Raw genomic sequence first — 15,127 nt, forward strand, 5'->3', positions numbered from 1 at the left:
CGCTTTTATTAGTCGCTTAGCTTGATTTTACTGAGCATGGTGAGGTTGAAGATGCGTGCCCTAACACCCAGTCGTCGTTATTTATCTTTCGCTAGATTAACATTTTATTTCATCTTAAGCGTCCCTTTTTTGGCATATGCCGAGCAACAAACCCAGTCTTCGCGCACTAAGGTGAGCATCAAAGGCTTAGAAACCATTGAAATTCGGGGCTTTCGTGACAGCGCTGTCAAATCACTCAGTGAAAAACGTCATCACGATGGTGTCAGTGAAGTGATCAATGCAGAAGACATCGGCCAGTTTCCAGATAAAAATGTCGCCGAGGCCCTGCAACGATTAACCGGCATTTCCTTGTTTAGAGCGCAAGGAGAAGGTGAGCGTATCGGTGTGCGCGGCACCACCGCTGAACAAAACCGTACTTATTTAAACGGCCAATATCTAGCAAGTAGCGATTGGTGGATCTCCAGCCTACCTAGTCGCGGCTTCAACTTTACCCTGTTACCAAGCGAAATTGTCCACTCGGTGAGTGTATTAAAAACCCCACAAGCTAAGCATGATGAAGGCTCTTTAGGGGGGGCCATTAATATCACCACCCCCTCTCCCCTAGATAACTATGCGCCAAGGACCGTGCTCGCCGCGCAGCTGCAATATAACGATCTTAGCCGCGCCTTCGACCCTCAATTTACGCTCCATAGTGAATGGCAAAATCCCGCTCATACCTTGGGCGTCATCGTGAGTTATACCCATAATCAGCGCAGTGTGCGTCGCGATGGACTGGAGTCTTGGGGCTGGGATGACCGCCATTTCAGCCAGCAAGGCACACGCTTATACCCCTTGCTTGAAGAGCAAAACCCGGCTCAAAGCATCCAGCTTTGGTCACCCGGGGGCGGTGGCTCAGCCGTATTTCAGCAACAGCGGGAGCTAAATACCTTGATGATTGCCGCGCAGTACGTACCCAATCCGCGTTGGCGATTTGCTTTGACCTCCTTGTACTCGCATTTGGACGCCGATAACACCAATCAGAATTTCCTGTGGCAACCCAGTAATGTGTATGCTCGCGGTGGCCATCTCAGTGATTATCATATTATCGATAATGTGCTCGCCTACGGCGCATATACCCAAGTGCCTGCAGATAACCCCAGCTCGCAACCGTTTAACACCGCCATGGAAGCTATATGGAGAGATTCTGCCATCGCCACCACCAGTAATACCCTCACAGCCACCTGGCAGCGAGGGTTATGGCAAGCTCAATACCAACTCGGCATGAGTCGAGGCAGTGGTGGCACACGAGAAGACCACACCACACAGTTTTCGGCAAATACCGCATTTCGTGTCGACACTCGCCAGCGACAAAACATCATCGCTGAATATGAGGTAGCGGCCACCGATGCACAGCAGTGGTTACTCAGTGACATTCGCAATGACGCTCAGGATGCCGAAGATGAGCAGTGGTATACCCAAATTGATATCACTCGCGCGGTGGATCATAGCGTTATTAATAAAATAGAGCTGGGTATCAAAGCCCGCGACCACCAACGAAGCTTCACTCGTCGGCGCTCTATTGGCGGCGACTACACTGGTTTAGCCGGAGATTCAGGCTGGCGTCTAAGTCAATTTTCAGCGCCCTTCCCTGAGCACTATTTACGCCATATTGGCAGCAGCGATACTTTGAAACGTTACGCCTATGCCGATACCCAAGCGCTGGCAAAGCAATATCGTAGTATTGACTTTCAGCAGTACGAAGAGCGGCCCAGCCGCTTTGAAATTAACGAGCGTTCATTGGCCGGTTATACCCAGCTTCATATAGGGGCTGACGCTTGGCAAGGGAACCTGGGGGTGCGCTTGGTGGCCACCGAGCAACAAGCCGAGGCCTATGCCGGCCCAGTCCACTCGGGCCGAACCCACTCAGTGGCAAACGCCAGTACTGTACAACTCGGGCAATGGCAACAAAGCCGACGCCGTTACTGGGATTTTTTACCTAGCTTAAACCTCAGTAGCCACTTAAGTGACAACTTACTGCTACGCCTCGGTGCGGCGCGAGTGATGTCTCGTCCGCAGTATCATCACCTTATGCCCTCAACCAACTACAACGTCACCCAAGCGCAAGGCCAAGGCGGCAATCCACAACTTGACCCTTATCGCGCCAATCAATTTGATGCCGCCTTAGAGTGGTATTTTAATGATATAGGTTTGCTCTCTGGCACCGTGTTTATAAAGGACATTGCTTCGTTTATTGAATTCGAGCGCCGACAGGAGGAGCATGAGGGCATTTTGATGACCATAGATAGGCCCACCAACGGTGCGGGCGGCACCATAACCGGTGCAGAACTCGCATTACAGCATGAGTTTTGGTACGGCTTTGGGGTGCTGGCCAATTACACTTATGTACAAGGCTCTCGTGAAGCTCACTCTGCGGGGACACTCAATGCCATCCCCGGGACGTCAAAGCATTCGGTGAATTTTTCTGTTTATTATCAACAGCCATTGTTTGATGTTCGCTTGGCTTACAACTACCGGACCCGCTATGCCACCGGCGTAGGCGAAACCTTCATGGATAACTATGGCCAACTTGACGCCAGCGTCCGCGTCAATCTAACCGAGCAATTACAACTGAACCTAGATGTGATCAATCTCAATAATGAAATCACCTACCTGTATGAGCGTAGTCACTTGGCGCCCACTGGCATTTACGAAAATGGTCGGCGTTTTTACACGGGCCTGCGCTACACATTTTAAAGGCAAAATGTAACTTTCTGTCAACTTGGGTAATAGTATGTAAAACACGGAATTATTAGCCGTTTAGTGCGTCTTAGAGATAACTAATAAAGAGAGTGCGCAATCGTACTCGCTAATGTTTTTAGCCATTGCATAGATAGTAAACCCAATCCCAACCTTAGGGGCTCCAGCATGGGGCCCTTTTATCGCAGCCAGTGTGACCTTGAGCGCAAACACTGGCTTTCACTTGTTGCTTTTGTACAATAGCCAAAGCTAATAACAAGTGAAGGACTAACATGAAACTACTGACAACAGCGTTAGCGCTGGCAACAGCCATGGGCACCAGCCTATCGGCCCAGGCCAGTGATACCATTACCGTTGAAGATATTCCGAAAATTAAAAGTGTGATCCAAACCGCTATCAGTCCAGATGGCGAGCAGGTTGCCTTTACGCGCTCTTTACCACGCGAGCTGTACGTTGATAAAAATGGCTACAACTACAGTGAACTCTACGTGGTTGATGACGAAGGCGTAGAGCGCCCTTTTATCACCGGCAAGGTAAATATTAAAAGCATTAGCTGGTCAGCAGACGGGCAAGACATCTATTTCCTCGCCAAACTTGGCGAAGACAAGCACACTGCGTTGTACCATATTCCGGTAGACGGTGGTCAAGCTCAGCAAGTGTTTGCCCTGAAAGGCCGCTCAATCTCCAGCTACGAACTTAGCCCAACAGGCAAGCAAGTCGCAATCCTGGCCATGCCAAGCAAAGATAAGTCGGAAAAAGAGCTAAAAAAATTAGGCTTTATGGCTGAGGTGTATGAGCAAGGGCTGAAAAACAAGCAACTGCATTTAATTGATCTAGCCAAAGCTGACAAACCGCTAGACCCTGAAGCGATTGACATTGATGGCTATGTTAGCGACATGAACTATGCTGACGATGGCAGCAAATTATTAGTCAAAACTCAGCCGACGGCATTGATTGATGATAAATATATGAAGTCGCAGTGGCACTTGTTTGATGTCCAAAGCAAGGCCGTTACGCTGTCGTTTAAAACGGAAGGGAAATTAGGCGATGCCGAACTTTCTCATGATGGTCGTTATGTAGCTATTTTAGGCGCCGAAGATAAACATGACCCCGCCACCGGCCGTTTATATTTAGCCGATACAAAAAGTGGCGAGATTAAAGAATGGTTACCTGACTTTATGGGCCACATTGCCGACATTGAATGGGCCAACACCGAAAACACCCTTAACTTTATTGCCGCTGTAAGCCCTGAAACCTTTGTTGGGCAAATTGAGGTAGGCGATGAGGACTATGACACCTTGATTGAGCAAGGCGAATTTATTGCCAGTCGTTTGAGCGTGTCTGACTCGGATAAAACTATCGCGCTACGCGCTAACACCGCCAAGCACCCGAACGAAGTATTTATGATCCGTGGTGATGAGGCAACGCGCCTAAGCGATTCAAACCCATGGCTCAACGATAAACGCTTTGCCAAACAGCAAGCGCTTAGCTTTGAAGCGCGCGATGGTGTAGAGATTGGCGGCGTCTTGGTATATCCATTGGATTATCAAGAAGGTCAGCGTTACCCACTGATCATGGCCGTGCATGGCGGTCCAGAAAGTCACGACAAGAACGGCTGGGTAACCAGTTATTCTGATCCGGGACAAATGGGCGCGGCGCGCGGGTATGCGGTCTTTTACCCGAACTATCGCGGCTCTACTGGTAAAGGCGTTGCATACTCTAAGCTGGGCCAAAATGACTACGCTGGTAAAGAGTTCGACGATCTTGTCGATATGAAGCAATACTTGGTAAAAATGGGCTTAGTCGATAGCGACCGTGTTGGTATTACCGGCGGCTCTTACGGTGGTTATGCATCAGCCTGGGGCGCCACTAAATTAACCGAGCATTTCGCAGCCAGTGTGATGTTCGTTGGCGTGACCAACCAGCTTTCTAAGTTCGGTACTACCGACATTTCCAACGAAATGTACTTAGTACATGCACGCTCTTACCCATGGGAAAAATGGCAGTGGTATTTGGAACGTAGCCCAATTTATTGGGCGGGTCAGTCTAAAACACCGCTATTGATTATGCATGGTAAAGACGATCCCCGTGTACACCCAGCGCAATCAATGGAGCTATATCGCTACATGAAGGTGCAAGGTAAAGACGTTCGTTTAGTGTACTACCCTGGTGAAGGTCATGGTAACCGCCGTGTCGCTGCCCAGTATGACTACAGCCTGCGATTAATGCGCTGGATGGATAATTACCTGATGGAAGGCAACAAAGACATGCCTGATTACAAAATTGACCACGCCAGTAAATTAAAAGCAGTTAAAGACGCCAACAAAGCAGACTAAGCTGTACTCCTTGAGAAGCCTGCATCACGCAGGCTTTTTCATCTTAACAATTAACGTTCTGTTGTATAACTTCCGCCCGCGTGCCTAAATGGCTGCTTGGTGTGGTGAATTTTCCATTTTTACTTGTAAAAGCTACATTGCCTCACTTCTTTAAAATAAAAAACATTTACTAATCATGAACTTGAAATGTGGCATTTGACTTGCTCTGTGTAGTTGGTAGCAAAGTAAAAAGGAGACACTATGACCATATTTGAAGCACTACGTCATGACCATGACACCCAACGTAAGCTCATTGATAAATTGATCGAGACCAGCGGTGACACCAAAACACGCCATGGCCTGTTGGAAAAACTCAAACATGAGCTGCAAGAGCATGCCAAATTTGAGGAGCGTTACTTCTATGACCCACTTATTTTTAAAGACCTAACTCAAGAAAAAGCGCGTCACAGCATTGCCGAACATCATGATATTGACGAATTGATCGAAGAGCTTGAAAGCACAGATATGAGTTCACCTGCTTGGCTGGCAACGGCGAAGAAGTTACACCACAAAGTGCACCATCACTTAGATGAAGAAGAACAAGAGGTGTTTCAATTAGCTGGGCGTGCCTTAAGTGATAAACAAAAACACGATTTGGCGCAAAAATACGATGCGAATATGCACTAAGCCGTAACAGTGATGACGCCGCTGCATCTAGAAAACTAGGTGCAGCCCTATCCAAGCTAGGCGATAAGCTCACTTACCCTTGCTATACATCCACCATTGAGAAATGATGGCTGGCGATGTTAAAACCCTCACGCAGATAGAATCGATGTGCAGCAAAGCGTTGAACGCCCGAGTCTAAGTGAATTTGCTCACAATTATTAGCCTGCGCATAAGTTTTAAACCAATCCAGTAAAAATTGACCTACACCACGCGAGCGATGCTTCGCATTGGTTACCAAGTCCTCAATATAGATATGTTTACCCCAAGCCAGTTTTTCACCAACACTGAACCCTGCCACAGCAAGTACTCCTTGTGAGGATTTCACATACACAAGCTGGTAATGATGTAGTTGTTGCTTGTCAATTTGCGCAGATAAAGCATCGAAAGAATACTGCGGGCGAAGCTGTAATAACACTTCCAGCACCGCTTTATAATCAGCATCCTTTTCAAGAAATTTAACTTCCATGATGTCTTCCTTATTTCAGCGAGATTTTAAGCTGTGCATAGACAGTTTTTGATAATAGCGACTATCGCCTATGTGCACCGAACACTTATTTGGAGACCGACTTTGTATACACATTAGCTGTTTATCAAACCGTACAATACCAAAGCGAGTCCTCCAGCGCTTTGCAGCGCGATGATAAGCCAATACAACACAGGAAAGCGAGCTTTGGATACGTCAAACCACACCCACCAATCGAGGAGCAATACGGTGTCAGTTTCCTCCTTGCGATAGTCCCAATAAGTAATCGCGAGCACGACCAGCCCCAGAAATACTAAAAAATACACGTCAAAATCCTTTAAGCCGACTAGAAACTCAATACCGAGCGCTCAGGTTAGGTTGCTTCATCCTAAAAAGCCCCACCTTCATGCCATTGATAGCAAATTTAGCCAAACGGTTCTAGCTTTAATAATTTAAACACGGTAGCGATGAATAAGATCCAGATTGCTACTTTATGGTTTTCGCATCGGGTGTGTTTCGCACAGTTTTACCGCTTTGGGCGCTGCTAGCTAAGCTTGCCTTCACTGAATATACTGATTACTCTAAACGCAGCGATTTTAACTAGGTGATTTAGCCTATGCAGCTTTGCATGTACATTATTGACGCCTTCACTCGTGAGCAGTTTGGCGGGAACTCTGCGGCGGTGGTGGTACTTGATTCACCATTACCCGATGCGCTCATGCAACAAATTGCCAGTGAAAACAACCTCTCGGAAACCGCATTTATCATTGCTAACCCAAGTGGTGATTATGCCATACGCTGGTTTTCACCGCTGATGGAAATTGACTTTTGCGGTCATGCAACTTTAGCCTCGGCTGTCGTGCTATTTGAATACTTTCAGTGTCATCAGACCATACGCTTTACCACTCAGCAGGTCGGTGATTTAACGGTGTGGCGCCACCATGATGGTTGTATTGAGATGCGCTTTCCCAACCTTGCTCCTAAAGCAGTAGAGACTCCTGCGGCGTTGTTGGCAGGTTTATCACGCTCTCCGAAGCAGGTGTTGGCCAACGCGCAGGCCTATTTTGCGATATATGACGATGAACACGACGTGATCTCATTGCAAAGTAACAGTGAGCAGTTAAAAACCTTGGCACCACGAGATGTGGTGGTGAGCGCCAAAGGCAGTGATTGCGACTTTGTCAGCCGCTATTTTTGGCCCGCTAACGGCGGTGATGAAGACCCTGTGACCGGCTCTATCCATGCTGGACTCACTCCCTATTGGGCAGAGCAACTAGGTAAAACCAAGTTTCACGCAAAGCAAAAATCCATCCGTGGCGGTGAGTTATTTTGTTCATTAGATGCAGAGCATGTTTTGGTCAGTGGCTACGCTGTGCTTTACGCGCAAAGCACCCTGCATATAGCCACGGCTGCAAGCTGACGGCGGCCAACAATCGCTTATTTGGTAAGTAATACCCTATGGTGTTAAGACGTATCAAAGTCGCGCGCTGGCGCGCAAACAAACATATACAGCGGCAACAGAGCCAGTGGCAGCCGCATAAAATGCGCCTATTAAAACGTTGCCAGACGATTTGGTTTAACCTTGGCAGCGCACAAAAGCTCTACCTGCTTGCCATTCTCTGCTTGGTGGTGCTGCAATCAGGCTGGCTGGCCACTGCCATCACTATTATTGCTTTAGTGGTAGAGTTTTGGCCTAAGTTTAACCAGCTGTGGCACTCACTGGCAGGTAAAGCTCTGATTTTAGTGTTCTATGCCACCATCGCAAACTTTGTGCTCGCCAGTGCCAGTGGCATTGTCAATGAAGTCACTGGAGTGTCGGCCAGCCACTTCAACTACACCCATAACTTTGCCACATTGTTGTATCTGCCCCCTTGGGCGCTGGGGATCACCTTATGTACCTTGTTGTTGTTACAGCTTTTTCTACCATTTTATATTGTCGCACTGCTGCTTATTAAACCCTTCGGCTCGCAACGCATTAAATTTATCAGCCAGAGCTATTCGCCACTAATGACCGCGTTGGTGCGGTTCTTTCTCGCCAGTGTGGTGATTGTTAATATCATTTCCTTCGTTGATGACAAACCTGCTGAGGCTGTGCTCGATGATATCACCGCCAGCTTTAGCGAGGGTAAAGCCTTAGTCGATGAGTCGCCTGCTCGTCAAGAGCAAGCGGTGCAGCAACTGAGCAAGAAAATCCAACAAGATTTGCCCACCCAACACTCGGACGCAAAACAACCCGACAACAGCACCGAAGTCCAGGTTGAGGGAGACACCGAGGCAGCAAAAAACATCCAGCAGTTTTTACACACTAAGGGCTATTTTGAGCGTAGCAAGCGCCTTATTGCCATGTTCGCATACAGCTACGAAGCCGATAGTTTCTCTCGCTGCGAAAAAGCGAACAGCGTCAAAGCGGTGGAGCTTAACGACTACGAAATCGTCGAAATTGCGCCGGATGATAGTATGCCTTATGGCTACCGCTTTCGCGTCAGAGCCTGTCAGTCACCTGGGATATCTCCGCCCTAGCAGAGATGAGTTGAAAACCTTAGGTTTTAGTCAGCACGGTTTATTACCGCAATGCTGGGTTATTGATGGCCATTGCGCTGGCTCAGCGCTTTATGGCCTACTTACTGAGGAGGTTTTAGTGTATGAGCACTCACCAGGATAAAGGTAAACGCGCTTTTGTCATTGCTGCGCTGTTAAGCTTTCTTGGAGCACTGGCGCATTTACTGACCATTTTCGCAGGAGCGCACTGGTATCGTACCATGGGAGCCGGTAAGGCGATGGCGGCCTCAGTGTCAGTGCTAAGCGATTACTGCTTGTAGGTAACGTGCAGGGGGATATCAATAAACCTCGCGAGGTCTTCTCCGTCGCGTTCCAAACGTTTTTTAAACCCTTTAGGAGCTAGGTTGAAACGATCGCCGTTAGTTAGTTGTAAAAAAAGCCGCGCATCATGACGGTCTAGCATCCGTTCATCTACAACAACCGCCTCGATATCACCAAATTGAATATGTTTCGTTTTTATTGGAAACAGCATCTTCGCGCGTATAGTCACGGCCTGTTTACGCTTATCAACCCACACCGCATAACTGCCAAACAACCCGATAAGGCCAAGTGTAGTGACCGATGCCCAGACAAACAGTGGCATATCACCACGGGCCACTGAGAACAAATTCGCCGCGCCAATTAAGGTAATAAATACACCGATAAACCGAGCAACGAAGATTTTACTGCCTTTGTTTAGCACCGCTAATTCATTAGAAATTTGCTTAAAAGACACGATGTAACTCCTTGGCAATAAGGCCGACCATTAGCAAAAAGAAAAACGGCCCGAAAATAAACTTAGCGAGCGCAGTTTTATCCCAAAAATACAGTTCTCGGCCAACGCGAGGGGGTGTATCAGTGGTCTGGTTTTGCACGGTTTCCGCTTGCACTTCACTTTTGTCAGTGCCGAAAGAAATCGTTTGCTCCGTAGCCGTAACACTCTCTTTCACGCTCAGTTGGCAGCCGAAATGCTGCGCAAGAAAGCTGGCCGCCGCTTGGGTGTCAGCAAGTGTCCCTAGCGTATATCTTTGCCCACATAGCGCAAATTGATAGTGCGTGACCATGCTAGGGATAGGTTGCACCACAATTTTAACGTTTGCCAAATGATCCATAGGCATGGGAGTGCCTGCTCTGCCCGCGAAACGTGACTCTATATATGCTTGACCTTTCGCTGCATCAAGCACCAAATACTGGCTCTTAAGCCAACAAAAAAGACAAGGGATCAATAAAATAGGTGCCACCACCGCATAAAACAGTGAATCATCAAAAACCGCGACCACGGCCGCTGATATTGAGAAAAACAGCAACAAAAAACGAAAGGTCACAATTACATGGTGCGTTTTTGTTTGCAGCGCGACACGTTCAGGTAAGAGATCCGCTTTAATATGATGACGCGCACCTTTGGATAGTTGGCTATACTGCATTTGCTTATTACTTCCTTGTTTACTCACTGTATTACTTTAAACGCTCTGCATCTTTGATTGAAGCCTTTTTATCATAAAAAGGCCTGCTTGATATCACTGTGGTTGGGTTGCTCTTTTAACGCATAGCTAGCAATCCAATCAGTGAACAGTGAGCATATGCGCAATCACCAGCACGTGAGTGGCAGCGAAAAGAGCGGTTCAGCTGTTATACCCCTTTGTTTTCGTTTACAATTAACATAATGTAAACACTCGGTCATGAATTAATAAGGATATCGCCCTATGGAAATGGCAGATTTAACATGGATACACTTTCTCGCCATCGTCGGTGCGGTGATTACCATGCTTTCAGGCATAGCGCTGACATTTTATCGCCTGCATGTACTCAATGCCGACTTTGGTCCTAACTCTATAAAAGCACTGGGAGTGATGGTGTTTTTACCGTCGCTGCTGATCCTTGCCGTGCTCACCGACTTCGGCAGTGAAACCTTAGCGGCATTACTCGGTACCGTGGCAGGTTATGTGTTATCGGGTTCAGAGTCCAAGCCCGAGCAAGGTCCTCACCAGTAAGTTCTAAAAATAGTAGCAGTGCCCTGTGCGCTGCTATCTCCTTTACCTCCAGTTACCTCGCCGATCACACTGACACAACGTGAATTTTTATCACTTTCTCCCGGACAAAGCGTCTCGCTTGGGCCCTTCCTCGCTTGCACCTGGCAGGTAGTCACCCCTTTAAATAGCCGGATTTACTTTAGAGCGGATGCATTATTCGAGTATGAATAATAGACATGTAATAAAAATGTAAGTTAAATTAATCCTTTTTTATTATTGCCAGTGATAACCATTATCATTACGATCCCGTTTCTAATCTTTGTACCTTAAATGGAGTTACGTCGTGAATCAATTAGCCCCTGTGCTTGATAGCCAATCAGCTAGCAATAGTCATAGTGACCCAAGTCACCCCTATATTTTTAACGAGAGTAACCTGCTGCATTACGAGATGGCTTCTATGCAAACCATGTCGTTAATCCATCAGGCCATACGCCGTGCTAAAAAGGTTCATTCAGGTGTTAACCACCAGCAGCTTAGCCAATTGGTTGCCGATATAGATTTAAGTCAGCCATTACATAGCGTGGATAAAGCACTGGATGAAATAAAAGCACTGTACTTAGATCATGCAGTCTACTTTCACCACCCTAAGTACGTGGCGCATTTGAATTGCCCGGTCGCCTACCCTGCGGTGATAGCCGAGCAATTGCTCAGTGCCATTAATTCTTCTTTAGATACCTGGGACCAAAGCGCTGGCGGTACCTTAATAGAGCAAAAGCTAATTGACTGGAGTGTGCAAAGAATAGGCTTTGATAGTCACGCTGATGGTATCTTCACCAGCGGCGGCAGTCAGTCCAACCTCATGGCATTATTACTGGCGCGAGACGATGCGGCCAAGCGTTTGCATGGCCATGTCATACGTGATCATGGCCTGCCAGCACAAGCCAAGCGCTACCGTATTTTCTGCTCAGAAGTAAGCCACTTTAGCATTCAAAAATCGGCAGCCCTATTGGGACTTGGGTATAACGCAGTGGTACCAGTGAGTGTTGATAAGCACTTTAAAATGGACTTAGATGCGCTCGATGCGGCCATGTGCCAAGCCCGAGCACAAGGTGACATTCCCATCGCCGTCATCGCCACGGCAGGGACCACCGATTTTGGCTCAATCGACCCCTTGGCGAGCATCGCTGAGCGCTGTCAAAAACAGCAGGTATGGATGCATGTCGATGCCGCTTATGGCTGTGGCCTGCTCGCCACCGATGATTACACCCATCTACTTAGCGGCATTGAGCATGCCGACTCGGTCACCCTAGATTACCATAAATCTTTCTTGCAACCGGTGAGCAGCAGCGCATTTATCGTCGCCGATAAACAGCAATTCCAACATTTAACCCATCACGCTGATTACTTAAACCCGTTCAGTGATTGTCCGCAAGCAGCACCTAATTTAGTGGATAAAAGCCTGCAAACCACTCGCCGTTTTGACGCTCTGAAGCTGTGGTTGACGCTACGCATTATGGGCAGTGAACAGGTTGGCCGCGTGTTTTCAAGTGTGATGGCTTTGGCGCGCAGTAGCTTTGTGACGTTAAAACAAGATCAGGAATTTGAACTCGTTCACGAGCCAGAATTAAGCACACTGGTGTTCCGTTTTATTGACCCCCAACTCGATGACGAGCAGCTCAATACACTGAATTATCAGATTAAAGACGAGTTATTCAAACAGGGTGAGTGTGCCATCGCACGCACCAAATTCAGGGGTATTAATTACCTCAAATTCACCCTACTCAACCCCAACACCGCCATTGAGGACATTAAGACCATTGCCGCCGAAATTAAAGCATGCGCCTACACCCTCAAAGCGCGCTTATTCGAAAAGGAGACAAACTATGAATAAGGTGTATGACTTCATCGCCATTGGCCTCGGCCCTTTTAACCTCAGCCTAGCCTGCTTAAGCGACCCAATTGAGCAGTTGGATGCCTTGTTTCTTGAGCAGCGCCAGTGCTTTGATTGGCACCCAGGGTTGATGCTCGACGGCGTCACCTTGCAAACTCCTTTTATGTCGGACTTGGTGACTTTGGCGGACCCCACCAGCCGCTTTAGCTTTCTAAATTATGCCAAGCAGCAGGGAAAATTATACCAATTCTATATTCGGGAAAGCTTTTTCTTACTGCGTGAACAATACAACCAATATTGCCAGTGGGCAGCGAGTGAGTTACCCAGCGTGTGTTTTGGCCACTGCGTTCGCCGTGTCGAATTTGATAATAGCCAAGATTGCTACCAGTTAACCGTTGATACGCCGGAGGGTGAAAAGCGCTTTTTTTGTCGCCACCTCGTGCTCGGCACCGGTCCTTCGCCGTACTATCCACCCGCTGTGCAGCCCGATGCAGCCAATGTCTGTCATGCCACTGAATATCTGTATCGTCGCGATGCCCTCAACCAAAGTAAGAGTATTACCGTGGTGGGCTCAGGGCAAAGTGCCGCAGAAATATTCTATGACTTATTATGTGATATAAAACAGCAAAACTACCACCTACAATGGGTCACCCGCGCTCCGCGCTTTTTCCCCTTGGAGTACACTAAATTAACCTTGGAGATGACCTCTCCTGAGTACGTCGATTACTTTTACCAATTAGAAGACGCCACTAAAGAGCAACTGCTTGCCAATCAGCGTAACCTCTACAAGGGCATAAACAGTGAGCTGATAAACCAAATTTACGACAAGCTTTATGAGCTTGATGTTCAAGGTATTCAGCGGGCGCGGTTATTTACTAACAGCGAACTCCTTAAACACCAAGGAGAGAGCCTGCAATTCAAACACTTAGAGCAGCAACGTAGCTTCACCTTGCACAGCGAGCAAACGGTCATGGCCACCGGCTTTAATTATCAGTTACCCGATTTTCTCAGCGGCCTAATGGATGAGCTCTGTTGGCGCGACGATGGTCGTTTCGCCGTTAATCGCAACTACAGTATCGATAAACGCCAACGCGTATTCGTACAAAATGCCGAGCTCCATAGCCATGGCTTTGTCACCCCAGATTTAGGGATGGCCTGTTATCGTAACAGCTGCATCCTTCGCGGCATTCTCAAGCGTGAGCCCTACAAGATTGAACAGCGTATCGCTTTTCAAGAGTTTGGCGTCCCAGCCAGTGTTCAGCAACCACAAAAGAGTCCAGTATGAAGCAACAAGCGCTGAAATCGACGCTTATACTGCTTACGGTGATCTCGGTGGTGTGCGACACCATGATTTTGCCGTTTTATCCGCAGTTTTTTGCCACTGAGTTCAACGTCAGCTCCAGCTTGCATGTAGGCAGCTACCTTGCCACTTGCTGTATCACCGTGATGTGCGCCTTCCCGCTCTGGGCTAAGGTGGCACGTCGCGTTCATGAACTGCACTTGTGGGTGGTGACCCAGATCATTGCCGGAGGATTAGGAGTGGCGTGTTATTTTGCCACCGATCTCCTCGCATTTTGGCTACTTTCGCAAACGATGTTGGTGTTTAAGGCTAGCTACTTACTTATCTACCCCTTTGTTCTCAGCCTTGAAGAGAAGGAAAAGCACCTAGGCATCGTCGGCCTGTTCAGTGTGTTGATGCATTTCGGTGGCATTGGCGGGGCGTTATTGGGTGGTCTGGTCTTACACAGCTTTGACCCTCGGGCGCTGTATCTCATTATGGCGGCTGGCGATGCTGTGCAAGTGCTGCTGTGTCTGTACTTAATTCATGTTTTAGCGGTCACTTGGCATCAACGAGCGCTTGGTGAAAGTACCACTGAGCGGGCACGCATCCCCCGGTTTGTGCTCGTCCTTGGGCTGGTATCCATGGGGGTCTACTTCAGTGCCTTTTTGGCACGTCCGTTTTTCACGCTCTTTTGGCAGCAACTAAGCGGGTTCAATAACGATATCCTCGCTGGCTTTATTTTTGCCATTCCGGCTTGGGTGGCACTGGCATGCTTGTACCGTAATCATCGTCGCCCGCGCTCACAAGCGCACCATGGCAAAGACATCGCCTGGGCTATGCTGCTTGCCAGCATCGGGCTACTACTGCATGGCGCACAGGCTTGGCCGGTGATGATCTTTGGCCGAGTGCTACTCGGTATCGGCTTATTTGTGGTCACGGTACGCCTTGAGGTGGTGCTTTTTGCCCTGAGCGAGCCTCGCTTTTATGGCAGCGACTTTGCCAAGGTGCACTTTATGCAAAACATAGGGCTGATCAGCGCCTCGTTTCTCGTCGGTTCGTTGGTAAGTGACGGCAATTACACACTGCCCTTTTTCGTTGCCAGTGCCGGTTTTGTGCTCACGCTGATGGTGTTTTATGGACTTTATATGCGCCCCGAAACACAGCAATTTAATCGTGTTTCGCAAACCAGCACACCCAGCCATTAAT

Annotated in this window: 14 protein-coding genes; 10 read left to right on the forward strand and 4 right to left on the reverse strand. The window is 48.1% G+C overall.

The genetic code is table 11. The features are described 5' to 3' along the window. Positions 1–51 precede the first annotated feature (51 nt). The 3 genes from MHM95_RS06865 (at position 52) to MHM95_RS06875 (ending at position 5,738) form a co-directional block, all read left to right on the forward strand. Positions 52–2,733 (forward strand): TonB-dependent receptor, encoded by a 2,682-nt coding sequence (locus MHM95_RS06865; RefSeq protein ID WP_239384804.1) that lies wholly within the window; start codon positions 52–54, stop codon positions 2,731–2,733. A 275-nt stretch (positions 2,734–3,008) separates the two neighbouring features. Continuing rightward, positions 3,009–5,072: a S9 family peptidase gene (locus MHM95_RS06870; protein ID WP_239384805.1), complete on the forward strand. Its 2,064-nt coding sequence runs from the start codon at positions 3,009–3,011 to the stop codon at positions 5,070–5,072. Positions 5,073–5,312: 240 nt separating this feature from the next. Further along, positions 5,313–5,738: a hemerythrin domain-containing protein gene (locus MHM95_RS06875; RefSeq protein ID WP_138509268.1), complete on the forward strand. Its 426-nt coding sequence runs from the start codon at positions 5,313–5,315 to the stop codon at positions 5,736–5,738. A gap of 82 nt (positions 5,739–5,820) precedes the next feature. Here MHM95_RS06875 and MHM95_RS06880 read toward each other — a convergent pair whose 3' ends face one another. Both MHM95_RS06880 and MHM95_RS06885 read right to left on the reverse strand, forming a co-directional pair. Beyond that, the gene (locus MHM95_RS06880; protein ID WP_138509267.1) at positions 5,821–6,243 is read right to left on the reverse strand and encodes a GNAT family N-acetyltransferase; all 423 of its coding nucleotides are present in this window, start codon (positions 6,241–6,243) and stop codon (positions 5,821–5,823) included. A 113-nt stretch (positions 6,244–6,356) separates the two neighbouring features. Beyond that, entirely contained in the window at positions 6,357–6,566 is a 210-nt protein-coding gene (locus tag MHM95_RS06885) for a hypothetical protein (protein WP_138509266.1), read from the reverse strand. Positions 6,567–6,856: 290 nt separating this feature from the next. Between MHM95_RS06885 and MHM95_RS06890 the strand changes: the two genes are divergently transcribed. From MHM95_RS06890 to MHM95_RS06900, 3 genes are all read left to right on the forward strand, one after another. Continuing rightward, positions 6,857–7,660 (forward strand): PhzF family phenazine biosynthesis protein, encoded by an 804-nt coding sequence (locus MHM95_RS06890; RefSeq protein ID WP_239384806.1) that lies wholly within the window; start codon positions 6,857–6,859, stop codon positions 7,658–7,660. 38 nt (positions 7,661–7,698) lie between these two features. Further along, positions 7,699–8,760, forward strand: coding sequence for a hypothetical protein (locus MHM95_RS06895; RefSeq protein WP_239384807.1), 1,062 nt, complete (start codon positions 7,699–7,701; stop codon positions 8,758–8,760). Positions 8,761–8,882: 122 nt separating this feature from the next. Continuing rightward, on the forward strand, positions 8,883–9,059 hold the full coding sequence (locus MHM95_RS06900; protein ID WP_239384808.1) for a hypothetical protein: 177 nt from the start codon (positions 8,883–8,885) through the stop codon (positions 9,057–9,059). Here the strand turns inward: MHM95_RS06900 and MHM95_RS06905 are convergent. Together MHM95_RS06905 and MHM95_RS06910 are read right to left on the reverse strand one after the other, a co-directional pair. Beyond that, positions 9,047–9,514, reverse strand: a complete 468-nt coding sequence (locus tag MHM95_RS06905) for a hypothetical protein (RefSeq protein WP_138548424.1) — start codon at positions 9,512–9,514, stop codon at positions 9,047–9,049. The genes MHM95_RS06900 and MHM95_RS06905 overlap by 13 nt on opposite strands. Continuing rightward, on the reverse strand, positions 9,504–10,229 hold the full coding sequence (locus MHM95_RS06910) for a hypothetical protein (RefSeq protein WP_239384809.1): 726 nt from the start codon (positions 10,227–10,229) through the stop codon (positions 9,504–9,506). Before MHM95_RS06910 ends, MHM95_RS06905 begins: the two co-directional genes overlap by 11 nt. Positions 10,230–10,481: 252 nt before the next feature. Here MHM95_RS06910 and MHM95_RS06915 point away from each other — a divergent pair, with 252 nt between their 5' ends. From MHM95_RS06915 to MHM95_RS06930, 4 genes are all read left to right on the forward strand, one after another. After that, a complete protein-coding gene (locus MHM95_RS06915; RefSeq protein ID WP_022945058.1) occupies positions 10,482–10,769 on the forward strand; it encodes a hypothetical protein in 288 nt (95 codons plus the stop codon). A 322-nt stretch (positions 10,770–11,091) separates the two neighbouring features. Further along, positions 11,092–12,639, forward strand: coding sequence for an aspartate aminotransferase family protein (locus tag MHM95_RS06920; protein ID WP_022945057.1), 1,548 nt, complete (start codon positions 11,092–11,094; stop codon positions 12,637–12,639). Next, positions 12,632–13,924 carry a SidA/IucD/PvdA family monooxygenase gene (locus MHM95_RS06925; RefSeq protein ID WP_239384810.1) on the forward strand — a complete coding sequence of 431 codons (1,293 nt, stop codon included), beginning with the start codon at positions 12,632–12,634 and terminating at the stop codon, positions 13,922–13,924. The genes MHM95_RS06920 and MHM95_RS06925 overlap by 8 nt, the downstream gene beginning before the upstream one ends. Further along, entirely contained in the window at positions 13,921–15,126 is a 1,206-nt protein-coding gene (locus tag MHM95_RS06930) for an MFS transporter (protein ID WP_239384811.1), read from the forward strand. Before MHM95_RS06925 ends, MHM95_RS06930 begins: the two co-directional genes overlap by 4 nt. The last annotated feature ends 1 nt before the right edge of the window (position 15,127 follow it).

Source organism: Pseudoalteromonas sp. CnMc7-15, assembly GCF_022347925.1.
GTDB lineage: Bacteria > Pseudomonadota > Gammaproteobacteria > Enterobacterales > Alteromonadaceae > Pseudoalteromonas > Pseudoalteromonas ruthenica.

Bases quoted from the DNA above. Each gene is read 5' to 3' on its own strand.
- MHM95_RS06925 (WP_239384810.1), top strand. From the start codon at position 12,632: ATGAATAAGGTGTATGACTTCATCGCCATTGGCCTCGGCCCTTTTAAC.
- MHM95_RS06930 (WP_239384811.1), top strand. From the start codon at position 13,921: ATGAAGCAACAAGCGCTGAAATCGACGCTTATACTGCTTACGGTGATC.
- MHM95_RS06915 (WP_022945058.1), top strand. From the start codon at position 10,482: ATGGAAATGGCAGATTTAACATGGATACACTTTCTCGCCATCGTCGGT.
- MHM95_RS06890 (WP_239384806.1), top strand. From the start codon at position 6,857: ATGCAGCTTTGCATGTACATTATTGACGCCTTCACTCGTGAGCAGTTT.
- MHM95_RS06880 (WP_138509267.1), bottom strand. From the start codon at position 6,243: ATGGAAGTTAAATTTCTTGAAAAGGATGCTGATTATAAAGCGGTGCTG.
- MHM95_RS06875 (WP_138509268.1), top strand. From the start codon at position 5,313: ATGACCATATTTGAAGCACTACGTCATGACCATGACACCCAACGTAAG.
- MHM95_RS06865 (WP_239384804.1), top strand. From the start codon at position 52: ATGCGTGCCCTAACACCCAGTCGTCGTTATTTATCTTTCGCTAGATTA.
- MHM95_RS06870 (WP_239384805.1), top strand. From the start codon at position 3,009: ATGAAACTACTGACAACAGCGTTAGCGCTGGCAACAGCCATGGGCACC.
- MHM95_RS06900 (WP_239384808.1), top strand. From the start codon at position 8,883: ATGAGCACTCACCAGGATAAAGGTAAACGCGCTTTTGTCATTGCTGCG.
- MHM95_RS06895 (WP_239384807.1), top strand. From the start codon at position 7,699: ATGGTGTTAAGACGTATCAAAGTCGCGCGCTGGCGCGCAAACAAACAT.